Genomic DNA, 13,429 nt, shown 5'->3' on the forward strand with positions numbered 1-13,429 from the left:
GTTGACTTTGAACTCTCATCAAAGTCTGGGCCGTTGAAAACAAGGTAATATTACCACATCTGAAGAAAGTGGCAACCCGACATGTAAGCGGTTATTTACCTTGTTCTCTCTCGAATTCGTCAATTATCGCGTTTTTACTATGATGATAGTGAAATTTCTCATTTTCATTTTGCATTTTTCTAAACAGGTGGGTGCTATAACTACAAACCCTCTGAAATCTTTGTTATACTGAGAATGTTCGTCGATATAATCAAATAAGCAAGGAGGAATGAAGGAGAGAACAAACTTGTTAGAATTTACTGGGGAGAGAGTCATCCCCGACCTTATGAAACCGGCCAATGCTTTATTACTTGAACACTTAGCACGTTATCAATTTAGTTCCTACCACCTCCGTGGAAGGGTACTTGATATCGCTTGTGGTTCTGGCTATGGTTCGCAAATGCTCGCCAAGCTTGGCAAGAAACGGATCAATGAATTAATCGCAGTTGATTTCGATCCCGTAACAATTGAATATGCTCATAAACGATATAACCATCCTCTGGTTAAATATCGTTGTGAAGATGCAACAGATCCCCTGCTTCCCCAAAAATTAGGCATGTTTGATGCCATCATTTCCTTTGAAACATTAGAACATCTAGAAGAAGAACGGCAATTTTTGGCCAATCTTTATAACATGTTAAAACCCGGTGGGACATTGGTCCTGTCTACACCTTTTGGAAAAGGAAGAGGAAAACCATGTGGTTCGCCATTCCATGTTCATCAGTTGACCGTTGACGAATTTAATGAGTTATTTCCGGAATACAAAGAAGTAAAGATGTACTACCAAAAGGGCGTATTAATCGAGCCACCCTACCCGGGCGTTAAATATCCGCTTGGAGTCGCGGTTTGTACCAAATAGAATTTTTTTAGAAAACTCTACTGAGTACTTGTATAAATGTAATAAGTTCCGTTTGATTACAAAATGAAACCGTAAGTAAGGTAGTAAACCATTATAATGCAAAATTACCCATTTATATGGGGGTGATTAAACTGGAAGAAATCCTTATTAAGTGTTTATCATCTGAAGATCTGCGGATTATCGTCCCATTAGAGGATCAGATATATTCACTTCATTTCGCCAAACATAAACAACAATCCTGGTTGGTGAAAATTAGTCATCTGGACGAAAACCCTGAAAACAAAATTATCTCTTGCTTATTCGATAAATTATTTGCAGACGAACATGTACGCCAAATATTTAATCAATTAATTATCATTTCTCAGGAACTGGAACTCCAATATAAATAGCTATAGGAAGGAGGAGTTTATGGCTATTAAGCTGATATGTGAAGAATGTAAAGGCGATGGTAAGGTTCCTTTCATAAAGCTTCTTAGATTAAAGAAAAGATGCAAGAGCTGCCAAGGAGAGGGTAAGAAAATTCAACGTATTATTAGATATTAACTTTGTTCCGTACAACATTATCTTCTTAAAGGGGTTCTGCTTTTGGTTAAAGCTGAATTTTAATACTCTATAACAATTCAACCTACAAGGTTTTATATGTGTACCCAACAGGCTATTGTGAGATCAAAAGAACTGACTCTGCCATTGTAGAATTTATTCATAGAAAAGACCTTAAAGCTTGTCCTTTGATTCTTGAGTCACAAGATTCTCCAGGAGGTGATTCACTTTGAATAAAGAATGCCCTCGTTGTTCCGGAAAAGGTTATTTATTAGTTAAATTTCCGAATGAAAAAGAAGCTTGCTTCCAATGCCAAGGGAGCGGCATTATAAATTCGACTCCTAATAGGAATTGAATTTCAAAGAATATGCAGTTTCATAAACTTTTAAGGAGGGCCATCATGAGAGAAAAGATGATTAGAGGAGTCAGTTTGCATACCGCTGGAGATTCCTTGCTATACTATATCCACTTTGACCATAAGACTTTAGAAGTTACCGAGAAGGAATTCGATAAAGCTATGACTGATTTGAAAGTGAGCAAACACCCTCTTACGATAATAGATCGTAATTAATGCTTCGCTGTAGCTAAGGTTTAGACAATCCATAACCACCTTTGCTAAGATTGGCGTTGGAGGTTATTTACCAATGAAATCACAAACAACTTCAACACCACTTCAAACACCATTCTATTATGGATGGATGATTGTCTTTATCGGGGCATTGGGCGTATTTTTTTCCGGTCCTGGCCAGACATACTCCATTTCGGTATTTATCGACCACTATATCGCTGACTTCGGGTGGTCCAGGTCTCAAGTATCCGGCATTTATTCCGCGGCTACACTAGCAGCTGGATTAAGCATGTTCTTTGTAGGCAGATATATAGATCTATATGGTCAAAGAAAAATGTCTGTCATCATTGGAATTGCCCTAGCCCTTGCTTGTTTTTGGAACAGTCTTGTCTCAAATTTCATCATGTTATTCATTGGCTTTTTCTTTCTAAGACTATTGGGTCAGGGATCTATGACCTTGATTCCCAATACCCTCGTTCCTCAATGGTTTATTGAAAAACGAGGTAAAGCACTTAGTCTAATGGCTATTGGTGGATTTACAAGTTCCGCTGCTTTCCCACCTCTAAACACATGGTTAGTCTCCAATTGGGGCTGGAGTTTCTCATGGAAGCTTTGGGGAATATTACTGTTATTTATTTTTGTACCCCTAGCATTCTTTTTAATTCGCAATAAACCAGAAGATGTTGGAATGCTTCCAGACGGTGAGGATCATAAAAAGCAAACTCCTTCTATTGGAGAACAACCAAAGAAGATATTAGAGATTAATTGGACTCTGCAGGAAGCAAAGAAAACAAGTGCTTTTTGGCTTTTGCTCGTATGTGTTAGTATCCCAGCACTTGTGAATACAGGACTAACATTTCACTTGATATCAATCTTTAAACAAAATGGACTTTCATCAGGCACCGCTGCAATAGTTTTAAGCCTCATGGCAATTATAGGATTCCCTATTTCATTAGCTGCCGGTTACATTTTAGACCGCGTAAAAGTGAACTATATTTTAGCAGGAATTTTTGCAGGTGAAATTATATTTGTCGTTCTGCTTCTTTTTGTAAAGTCTTACTTCCTCGCCATCGTTTTTGGCGTTCTGTGGGGGATAAGTGGGGGATTCGAAAGAATTGCCTTAAATTACGTCTGGCCAAGTTACTTTGGAAGGTTAGCACTTGGAAGTATAAAAGGAAGCGCAATGACTGTCATGGTACTTGGGTCCGCATTAGGACCACTCCCTTTCGGATTCGCCTATGACCTGTTTGGGGGATATGAGGAAATATTATTGCTAACCACCATCTTTCCTGTAATAGGAATAGCCTGTTCACTGCTTGCGAAGAAGCCTGTTAAGTAGCAGGCCATTTAATTTAGAATGTCAATATCAATCATAAGCTTGAGGAAAGTACCCTCAAGCTTAATAGTTATAAAATTAAATAAAATTCTCCATTAAACGTTTCACTCGGTGTATACCCATTAGTAATAACGGTTTAGGTTTACTTATTAAAGGAAAACCCTTTGACAGCTAACATTGGATTCAACATTTCTTACTCACCTTCTTATTGAACTATCCTGCATCGTTCGTATTATAAGGTCATCCAGATAAGAAAATATTTCTGGTTGACCTTTTTCTATATGGTCTTATTATAACGGTAGCCGGGGTAAAACGTAACTGCACGTGGGACCTGGATCCCGTCAACAAAACAGTTTGCCCCCTACTTGTAGAAACATGATTGAGGCTGGTTGGGACATAGATCTCGTATAACAAGCGAAGCTGTGACACTGCAAGGAGAATAAGGGGTACCGGCAGAATAAAAGATTAGGAGATGATATAGGATGAATCCAGTCGTTGGTCTGGATATTTCTAAGGGGGAAAGTCAGGTTCAAGCTTTTGTCGATAAAGGCAAACCATTCCGTAAGAGCTTTAAAGTAGCTCATACACTTCAGGGTCTTGATTCACTTGTAGAATTTTTAGAGGTAGTACAAAAAGAATCCGGTCTAAAACCTCCAGTTATTCTTGAAGCTACTGGACACTATCAAACAGCAGTAGTCCAATATTTAGAGGAACGTGGGTATTTATTAATCATTATTAACCCTTTGATTTCCTATAAGGCGAAAAGTTCAAGTTTAAGGAAAGTAAAGACAGATGCCGTGGATGCTTACCACCTCTGCGAGTTGTTTTACAAGGAGGAGTTAGAGCCGTATAAAAAGCGAGGGGTTCAGCTTTTAAACCTTCGTAACCTTACAAGACAACACGAGAATATTACAGGAGTCATGATTCAGACAAAGCTTCAGTTCCAGGCTATTCTAGATCAAGTATTCCCTGAATATCGAGGAGTGTTCGGTGATTTATATTCTGTGGTATCACTCTTAACATTAAAGGAGTTTCCGTCATCAGAAGACATTTTAGAGGCTAGTGATGAAACACTCTCAAATAGAATCAAGGAATTGTGTAAAAGTCGCTCAATCAGATGGGCCAATGAAAAAGCCTTACAACTAAAAGAGGCGGCAGCTCGCAATCCCTTTGAAAAGACAGTCTATCAGAGTCATATCTTAAGCTTAGGTATGTATATTAACATTATTCTTCAATACAAAGAGCACCTATCCACATTGGAGTCAGAGATAGATGCCCTCGCTAAAGAAGTTGAAGAATATAATATTATCAAATCTATCCCTGGTATCGGTGAAAAGATCGCGGCAACGATCATTTCTGAAATTGGGGAGATAGATCGATTTACTGATCCTAAAAAGCTCGTGGCTTTCGCTGGAGTAGACCCTAGTGTTTTCGAATCTGGCAAGTTTACTGCCACCAAGAACCGAATCACAAAAAGAGGATCCAGCAGGCTTCGTCACGCCTTATATATGGCTGTGCGTTGTGCGATACGTGACTGTCGCAAGAGCAAAACAAGCGATGAAATCATTCCTCGAAATAAGAAATTACGAGAGTTCTATGATAAGAAACGCGAGGAAGGAAAACCATTTAAAGTAGCAGTGATTGCTTGTGTAAATAAGCTCTTACACTGGATATTTGCCTTATTAAGAAACAGAACAACTTTCCAAGATATAGCATAGAAACAACATCTAACTAAATAACGAAAAACCTTCCAGTTCAGAGAATACGAAGGTTATTTGGTATACCCATTTTTAGTATATCACGATGAATTTCGATATTTTAATGAAAAATATTGACAAACTATTAGCTGGTTTTGTTTAATAAGGAATTCAACAAAAAGGCGGTTAATCCTTCTGGATCAACGCACCCGATAGTTTAAGTACGTTTATTCACAATCTTGCAGTCAGAAAAATACGAACAGTACCTAATTAATAATATCCACCAGAAATACAAAAACCTTTTGAGTTTTTTATCCAAAATAACTCTTTCTCCAGCAAAAATTTTCAACGGGCTTTTTTTATGCTACGTATTCCATAATAAAAAGTCACTTCAGTTAGAAGCGACTCTATCAGTTTATGGCGTATTCCAAAACAAAGTAGAGGCATACGGAATTACAACAGCCCACAAAAGCACAAGTGAATTCCCTATTACCCCCACTATTTTAAGAGATTTTTTCTTAGTAAAGAAGGCGGTGATTATTCCAATAATCGGCAGTACAACTGCTATTATCATTGCTGATTTAGAAAATAGGTCTTCGTTAAAGAACCACGCTCCATACACAATCAAAGAAATTAAAAAAGCTGCAACTGATATGATACCAGACTTCCTCATGTTCATCCCCCTATAAATTACCATTTAGTGTAATTTTACACTAAATGAATTCGTTAGTAAATACAAATGTTTCTAATATCCATATCAATCACAAAAATTTTCTTAAATAAAAGAGGTGCCGCAGCTAAAAATTTGTTAAACTATCCTGCTCCGTTTGTTAAATAAGGAAGTAAACAAAAAAGACTGCTATTCCTTCCAAAATCAACGCACCGCTTAGTTTAAATAAGTTATTCACATACTTTTAAAGGTTATAAAGTTACCGTTGTTTTTAAGCGTTTTTTAAAAGGAAATGTATTCCCTTCTAATTTTGCCTCTATGACAATTTTCTTGGTGATTTTTAATAGTAGTATGTCTGAAGAACTAAAACAAATCTTTAATTCTTTCTTAGCTAGCTCTTTAGGTTTACAGTTCAGAAAAGAAAGTGAGTCATATCGATATGCTCCAGCAGACATTCTGCCTGTTTCAATATCATTAAACTTTCCAGTATGTATTACTGCATTTGTATCATCAATTAACTGAAAATTTATATCGTTAATTGTTTTAACATTTTCTGCAGAATTATAAATATCAATTTCAAATTGTAAATCTGCATAATCAGCTTCCTCAAGCATATCAATAGGTGATCTTCCACCATAATCATCGGACTTATAATACTGAATGTCATATTCCTTTAATTTTAACGATACTTGACCTACATTCTTCAACCAATGTGTAACAAGTAATGTACTAATAGAACCTAAAACTGTTCCAAGAACAGCTCCGATCACACCATCGTATTCCTTTAATACAGAAAGTACTTGATTAACTGTCACCTAAAACATTCCCCCTTAATCAAACTTTACTCTTGTCGCTTTTGCCTGATGTGATGTATCTTTTGTATTTACTGTAAAGGAAGTTCGGTACCTCTGGCTTTTCCATCACACACTACAAAAAATATGTTTCTTTACTTCTAAACTTAGCCCAAGCCATACATCATTAACCTTTGTGAGTTTTGGGTCAGCAGTGTTAAACTTCTCCTTTTGTACAGTAAGAATCTCAATATAAGAGCACACTATTATGCGTCTTGGTAAATGCCTAATTTATCGAGGAATATCACCTGACATTCTTATAACTTTATTGCTTGGGAAAACAAGATGATACTTGCTAAGGTTACAGGCTATAAAGAAATTAAGGTTTAATTCCTTATTATTTCTTTAAAATAAACACTCTGAAAGCAATATATTTTTATTTCGTAAATACTGACTTTCTTATCCCATTTTTCTTTCTAATATCATTAATACTTCGACAAATTTCTTAATTTCCCCTCTAAATAATTTGGAAATATATTTACAATCCACTACCGATTTTCACTACAAAAAATTTCTTTAAAAATCATTAAAGTATTAAAATATAAACTTCTCCTAGTATAATATTTAAAAATTGTTTAGGGAGGATATTTTATGTTGTCATTTAGAGCAGTATTTAAAAATAACAATGAAAAGTTTAATACTGAATGGAATGAAGTGGATTTAACCTGGTATGATGATCCATCAGATGACCCTTTTGATTTCGAATATGTAGATGAGGAAGACAATACTACTTATGTAGCTTGGACAGAACATTTAATTAGATTCCATAATTGGGTGTTTGAATATTATTCCAAAGGGTACTCTCTTTTATTGTTGAGAATAAATATTTATCGAGATCATGATCAAACACAGGATGATATACTTTTTTCCATGTCACACTTTCCTGAAGACTATAACACCTGTGTTAAGCTAATCAAAGAAGCCCTTGGCAATTATTCAGAAGCTAGTAAAGAGGATTTAAAATTCATTCATTATTTAGAACAAAGCTTACCTTTATTCAATAGAATTATTCATTTTAATAGAAACATATCTAATTTTTTGGCTATTAACGATTGTAGTCCTAATGAAACTACTCAATATAATAGTGTTATTACAACAATTTTCGAATTACCGTATCTTCTTTATCAAGTAAATACGGGAGAAAGGGATAAAATCATTAATAATAACATTAATTTACTAAAGGAATATATAAAACACTTTAGTGTTAATAACAGCAATGATACTAAGAGAGCTAAGGATTCTACGCTCCTTTTAATAAACGAATTGACCAACACAATTTCTATTTCAGATGACCCTTTTTGTAATTAATTTTTCTAAAAATACAAATGGAATAATAATTTGAAAATTACATTGTCATTCAATATCAATAATTGGGGGCATTCAAAAGATGACCCCTTCAGTGATTTAATTACTACAATTTTGAACTTTATCTCTCATTGTATTTATATCTATGTATATCTTACCCATCGTTTGAGCTGCTTTAATTTTACGATCAAGTATTTCTTTAAAACTAAATAACCCTTCGACAACAAGTATTAAGTCAGCTCAATCGATTAATATTGAGCGCCTTACCTAATATAATTGTGTCATTTTTATTCATTTTCCAAAAATATATTGTCCTCTTTTGTAGTATGGTTTAAGTTATTGTCATAGGGAGGGAAATATATGGAATTTAATACTCATATTTGGGAATGGTCATCAGAGCTTCCTAAATGGCAAAATGATTTAATCAGAAGGCTGTATCAAAAATCTATGCTCGAAAATATTGACATAAAAGAAGTAATAGATAATATACTCCATGAGAATGGTTTTTCTGAGAGGGATTTGAACATCACTCCATTAGAAAAACATCATATCCCTAATAAAAATCCAATAGATACCATTAAGATAACTTCATTAAAAAACTTCAATAATATTGCCGCCATCGAACCAGAATATGGGCTTGAATTTTTACCTGATGGGTTAACGGTTGTGTACGGTGAGAATTCTGCTGGTAAATCTAGTTATGCTAAGGTATTAAAGCAGTCTTGCCGAGCTGTGGATGAAAAAACAAAGATTCACCCAAATGTCTATAAATCAAGCGGTTCAATAAGCACGGCTGACATTTATGTACAGCAAAATGGCACAGAATCAATTATAAATAGAGTTGTAAATACTGCACCTGAACAGCAGTTAACATCTATCAGTATTTTCGACACTGATTGTGCGAGAGTTTATGCAGAATCCGAAAACGAAGTTGTATTTATTCCTACTGAATTTAAAATCTTCGATGATCTTGCTCGGCATCAAACTGAAATAAAACAGAGGTTATTACAGTTAAAAGATGAGCTTTTAATAACATTGCCTTCATTCCATGAGTTAACAAGTCCTTCTAAAGTCAAAACTTTTGTTGAAACAATTTCTTACAAAACGAAAGAAAAGGACATTCAGCAGAATTGTATTTTTACAGAAAAAGATCATGAACGGCTTAATCAGATTACAAAAGATTTAAAGGTCCTTGTAGATTCAAATCCTGTTAAATTGATCCAGGAGCTTCAAAGGAACATAAATGATATTACAGACTTAAAAAACAATCTTCAACAAATTTGTAATGAATTATCTGTTGAAAAAGTTACAGAATATGTCTCATTACATCAACGATACCTTGATTCGAAAGCAACACTAGAAGTTTTAACTCGTGAAGCATTTGTTGAACAACCTTTAGATGGTGTTGGTAGTGATCCTTGGAAAAAACTATGGCACACCGCCAAGCAATATCATGAAATTGCATACCCGGGACAATCATTTCCATATGTCGAAAATGAAGCAAAATGCATATTATGCCAACAAGACTTGAAGGAAGAATCTCGAATTCGGTTAACGCGTTTTGAGGAATTTATGACTGACAACATCAGTCAAGAGGTAGCTCAGCTACACTCACAAAGGCAAGTTTTATTAACCAAATTAAAATCATTACCTTTCACAAAAGTGAAAGATTCGTCTGTACGTTCTTTCTTTTATCATGATTCACCTAAATTGGATATGCAAGCGGAATTGTTTATCCAATCAGCATTAAAGATTAGTACATTATTACAAAATGCCGAGACAGATATACACCTGTCCTTGGATGATATTCCGGAAATTGAATTACCACCTTTAAAAGAAATGGAAAATTGGTTAGATATAAAAAGAAGTGAATTGCAACATTTAAAGACACTAGCCCAAAAAGACAATTCAGGAGATTTACTAGCAGAACAAAACGAGTTGGTTTCAAAGGGGAAAATCTCCCAAAGAATAGATCATGTTTATAGTTTAGCAAAAATTCGCCTGGAAGTTGATAGGGTTGATAAAGCAATAAAATCGTTAGATACAACAAAATTGACAAGAAAATATAACGAATTATCCAGTTCATTTTTGACCGACAACTTTAAAGACGAAATCGAAAAAGAACTAGAGCAGCTAAGAAGGGAACACATTCTATTCAAGCTAAATAGCCGAGGAGTAAAAGGTAAAACCACAATAAAACTCGCTTTGGATTCCAGTTCAAAAATAAACATTAATGAAATCCTAAGTGAAGGTGAGCAAAAAGCATTATCAATAGCCTTCTTCCTTGCGGAAATTTCTTCTATACCATCAAATGGAGGAATTATACTTGATGATCCCGTTTCCTCTTTAGACCATAGCAGGAGAGAGTATGTAGCTAATCGATTGGTACGGGAAGCTAAGAAACGGCAAGTCATTATTTTTACACACGACATCGTGTTTCTACACACCTTACAAAAATATGCTAATTTACAAAACGTAAACGCATCCTATTGTTCTGTAAGGAGAAATGGTAACAGAGCAGGAATCGCAAAAACGGAAATGCCATGGATTACCCTAGCAACCAGTAAAAGAATCAAATACTTAAAAAATGAACTGCCAAAGCTTAAAAAGTTAGAAAGCCAATTAGATCCTGATTTATATATCCCGAACGTTAAAACATGGTACATGCTGTTGAGGGAATCTTGGGAACGAGCAGTCGAAGAACTGTTATTAAACGGTGTTGTCGAACGTTTCAATTCAAGTGTACAAACGCAAAGACTAAATAAGGTTAAGTTCACAGATGAGGTTGTCCAACTCGTAACAGAAGGAATGACAAAAGCATCCACATATGTACATGATGAATCTCATGCTATCGGTCGAATAATACCGAGTAATGAAGAAATGATTGAGGACCTTAATGAATTAGAAAAGTTCAGCAAACTTTTCAAATAATAACCAAGGGAACGTTTCACTATTTTACTTATTAGGAACTTTATAAGGGAGTTGGAAAAGTTGTTCATAGGTAAAGATTTAATAGAAAAACTGGGCTATGAAAGGTGGGTTTTGAGAGAATCTGTTTTAGCTGTTGAAAAGGGATATGGAATAACATCTGATTCCACCATGATATTTCATTTAAACGGGTTAAAGACTCATAAATTAGAAATGTATGAGGAGTTCGGATCAAATAATAGAATTGAAGTTCTCGAAAATTTAAGTCCATTACTTTTTGTTACATGTTATAAAGCTCTCGATATGATATTTGAGTGGATATTAAAAGAAAATGTGGATGATGTTCCGTTTCAGTTCGCTAAAAAAATTAATCTATACGATAGCAAATTTTCACAATTTAAATACCCCGCATCTCTCAATAATGAACAGCCGCTGATACGGGTATTTTTCGAACTTTATAAGAAACTTGCGATTTATAGAAATAAAATAATTCATGGAAACTGGGGTACCAATCATGGTGGGAACTTATTCTTTTCTTTTGAGGACCGAGGTAAACAATATGAGCTAAATGTTAGTTTTAAAGACATATTGCATTTATCTGAAGCTATCTCCCTTATGACAGATGAATTAATAACCCAATCTGTGGATAGCGAGTCTGTTTTTATGACAATAAAATTTTTGGTTGATAAACTGGATCACTTACACGAGGATACTCGCTTTAATATCTCTAAACCCAGACATTATAAAGTAGAGTATGAATTGGGGAATAAAACATTTATTGACATCGATGAAATTCGAAACTTTTTAATTGAACAAAGTTTTGGGATGCAAATATCTTTTCAATTATTGATCGTGTCAGAAATTAATAAATGGTTGTTCCCCTGGAACATAATTAGAAATTTGAATTTCATTGATTTAAGTGATGATTGGACAGAATACAAACTATAAATACATAGTTATATTCGCTAAAGAGATGTAAAAAGCATGGCATTCGCAATGCTTTTTCTTTACTCTTACTCTTACTCTTACTCTTACTAGATAAGTTTCTGACTTTTTTGTTTGGTTCCAGACTTTATTGTCCATCTACAAACACTATGTTGTAGATGGACAATTAATTTCACTGTAACTGACTTAGCCAGGTTGCATGGCCAATAAAGAGCATAACTTTAAGCAACTGACAGATATTATTACTCCGAGTTTTTTTTAAACTATAAGCTTGCCAATACCTTTTTAAAGACATTAGCATACGAAATCAAGCATAAAATTTCCTAAAAAAAAATAAAGCATAAAGTTTCCAAACGGAAATTTTATGCTTTACGTCACATTTCAAAATAAAAATCCACCAACATATGTATTGGTGGAGACGGTGGGACGTGCTATTCCATGCTTTCGTCATGGCACTGACTATATCTTGAACCTGTTTTACCAGGTCCTCCGGCGTATTATGCGAGATGTAGTTTTACCCGGACTCCCGGGTCGATCACGCATCCTAGTACTGCCAGGCTGGCAGCCTATAAGTCGATACATGGCTGTTGGATTGCTCCACATACCACTCGGCATTGCCCTATCGCTATCGCGACTTAGGTTTCACCGATAAAGCCGGATTTTCACTTGCATGTTGCCACGCAAGGCGACTAATTACTAATCGAACCCACGTCCAAAGATATTGGCACTTAAGCTTCTACGAGTGTAGTCGGCATATTGGCGCTTCGCTGGTCCTTTTGCCTACCGACAGGCGGCCGGCCAGCTAGCCTGGTTGTTCTCTTCCTTCATCCTCAGGCGGTGGAATCCGGCGTAGCCCACTTAGAGTGAGTCCGCTACCCTACCACATGGGCGATGGAGGGGCGAACCGCTATGCAGTATTAAGCTGCGAAAGCGAGGTTGTTGTTTTGTTTGCCAGTTATAGGCGTTGACGTTTTTACGAGGCCGATCCCCTCGACTCGCCACCTAAGCTCAAACTACCCCTGTCGAATCCGTAACGTCCCCATATAAAAGGTTGCTGTATCTAGGATACAGACGTTAGGAGAACTCGGTTAAGCCGAGCATTAAGTTATGTGTCACTCGTGGTGACAGTTATTATTATAACACACTGAGTACTTTTTTCAACTGGTACACTCTTCCTCAGCTGACAAGCTTACATTTTCTGGCGTTCGCGGAATGCACGCTCAATATCACGGCCTGCTTCCTTCTTCTTCAGCGTTTCACGCTTGTCATAGTTCTTTTTACCCTTACCTAAGCCGATTAAAACCTTCGCATAACCGTTCTTCAGATAAATCTTCAATGGCACAAGCGCATAGCCTGCTTCCTTCGTTTCACCAATCAGCTGGGCGATTTGCCGTTTGTGGAGCAATAGCTTCCTTGTGCGCAGCGGGTCATGGTTGTAACGGTTTCCCTGTTCATATGGGCTGATGTGAAGGTTATATAAGAATAACTCACCATTATGGACTTTTGCGTATGAATCCTTTAGCTGGACGCGTCCATTACGGATTGATTTAATCTCTGTTCCCTGAAGGACCACTCCGGCTTCATACGTTTCTTCGATGAAATAGTCGTGGTTTGCTTTTTTATTCTGTGCGACGACTTTTCCCTCACCTTTTGGCATAAAAACTTCCCCCTTCTTATGTTCTCTCATTTTA

At 35.9% G+C, this 13,429-nt stretch carries 10 protein-coding genes and 1 other RNA gene; 7 read left to right on the forward strand and 4 right to left on the reverse strand.

Going from position 1 to position 13,429, the window contains the following annotated elements; all coding sequences use genetic code 11:
* Positions 1-286: 286 nt before the first annotated feature.
* The 4 genes from J7I80_RS14620 to J7I80_RS14635 all read left to right on the forward strand — a co-directional run bounded on the left by J7I80_RS14620 (position 287) and on the right by J7I80_RS14635 (position 5,060).
* The gene (locus J7I80_RS14620; RefSeq protein ID WP_251009764.1) at positions 287-898 is read left to right on the forward strand and encodes a class I SAM-dependent methyltransferase; all 612 of its coding nucleotides are present in this window, start codon (positions 287-289) and stop codon (positions 896-898) included.
* A gap of 940 nt (positions 899-1,838) precedes the next feature.
* Positions 1,839-2,009: a hypothetical protein gene (locus J7I80_RS14625; RefSeq protein WP_214739070.1), complete on the forward strand. Its 171-nt coding sequence runs from the start codon at positions 1,839-1,841 to the stop codon at positions 2,007-2,009.
* 73 nt (positions 2,010-2,082) lie between these two features.
* Complete coding sequence (locus tag J7I80_RS14630) at positions 2,083-3,345, forward strand: MFS transporter (protein ID WP_214739071.1); 1,263 nt, start codon at positions 2,083-2,085, stop codon at positions 3,343-3,345.
* Between the two features lie 479 nt (positions 3,346-3,824).
* Positions 3,825-5,060, forward strand: a complete 1,236-nt coding sequence (locus J7I80_RS14635) for an IS110 family RNA-guided transposase (RefSeq protein ID WP_214739072.1) — start codon at positions 3,825-3,827, stop codon at positions 5,058-5,060.
* A gap of 394 nt (positions 5,061-5,454) precedes the next feature.
* On the opposite strand, the gene J7I80_RS14640 is transcribed toward J7I80_RS14635, so the two are convergent.
* Positions 5,455-5,712, reverse strand: coding sequence for a hypothetical protein (locus tag J7I80_RS14640; protein ID WP_214739073.1), 258 nt, complete (start codon positions 5,710-5,712; stop codon positions 5,455-5,457).
* A 248-nt stretch (positions 5,713-5,960) separates the two neighbouring features.
* Complete coding sequence (locus tag J7I80_RS14645; protein ID WP_214739074.1) at positions 5,961-6,524, reverse strand: hypothetical protein; 564 nt, start codon at positions 6,522-6,524, stop codon at positions 5,961-5,963.
* A 627-nt stretch (positions 6,525-7,151) separates the two neighbouring features.
* On the opposite strand from J7I80_RS14645, the gene J7I80_RS14650 reads away from it, so the two are divergent.
* The 3 genes from J7I80_RS14650 (at position 7,152) to J7I80_RS14660 (ending at position 11,741) form a co-directional block, all read left to right on the forward strand.
* Positions 7,152-7,868, forward strand: coding sequence for a hypothetical protein (locus J7I80_RS14650; protein WP_214739075.1), 717 nt, complete (start codon positions 7,152-7,154; stop codon positions 7,866-7,868).
* 357 nt (positions 7,869-8,225) lie between these two features.
* The gene (locus tag J7I80_RS14655) at positions 8,226-10,796 is read left to right on the forward strand and encodes an AAA family ATPase (protein WP_214739076.1); all 2,571 of its coding nucleotides are present in this window, start codon (positions 8,226-8,228) and stop codon (positions 10,794-10,796) included.
* A gap of 60 nt (positions 10,797-10,856) precedes the next feature.
* Entirely contained in the window at positions 10,857-11,741 is an 885-nt protein-coding gene (locus J7I80_RS14660; protein ID WP_214739077.1) for a hypothetical protein, read from the forward strand.
* A gap of 694 nt (positions 11,742-12,435) precedes the next feature.
* On the opposite strand, the gene ssrA is transcribed toward J7I80_RS14660, so the two are convergent.
* Together ssrA and smpB are read right to left on the reverse strand one after the other, a co-directional pair.
* Positions 12,436-12,771: a transfer-messenger RNA gene (gene ssrA, locus J7I80_RS14665) on the reverse strand.
* A 156-nt stretch (positions 12,772-12,927) separates the two neighbouring features.
* Entirely contained in the window at positions 12,928-13,395 is a 468-nt protein-coding gene (gene smpB, locus J7I80_RS14670) for an SsrA-binding protein SmpB (RefSeq protein WP_023613945.1), read from the reverse strand.
* Between the last annotated feature and the right edge of the window lie 34 nt (positions 13,396-13,429).

It is taken from the genome of Bacillus sp. ISL-41 (genome assembly GCF_018613235.1).
Taxonomy (GTDB): Bacteria; Bacillota; Bacilli; order Bacillales; family Cytobacillaceae; genus Mesobacillus.

What these genes read in the sequence shown, in the direction of transcription:
- J7I80_RS14625 (WP_214739070.1), top strand. Translation starts at nt 1,839, where the DNA reads ATGAGAGAAAAGATGATTAGAGGAGTCAGTTTGCATACCGCTGGAGAT.
- J7I80_RS14630 (WP_214739071.1), top strand. Translation starts at nt 2,083, where the DNA reads ATGAAATCACAAACAACTTCAACACCACTTCAAACACCATTCTATTAT.
- J7I80_RS14635 (WP_214739072.1), top strand. Translation starts at nt 3,825, where the DNA reads ATGAATCCAGTCGTTGGTCTGGATATTTCTAAGGGGGAAAGTCAGGTT.
- J7I80_RS14640 (WP_214739073.1), bottom strand. Translation starts at nt 5,712, where the DNA reads ATGAGGAAGTCTGGTATCATATCAGTTGCAGCTTTTTTAATTTCTTTG.
- J7I80_RS14650 (WP_214739075.1), top strand. Translation starts at nt 7,152, where the DNA reads ATGTTGTCATTTAGAGCAGTATTTAAAAATAACAATGAAAAGTTTAAT.
- J7I80_RS14655 (WP_214739076.1), top strand. Translation starts at nt 8,226, where the DNA reads ATGGAATTTAATACTCATATTTGGGAATGGTCATCAGAGCTTCCTAAA.
- smpB (WP_023613945.1), bottom strand. Translation starts at nt 13,395, where the DNA reads ATGCCAAAAGGTGAGGGAAAAGTCGTCGCACAGAATAAAAAAGCAAAC.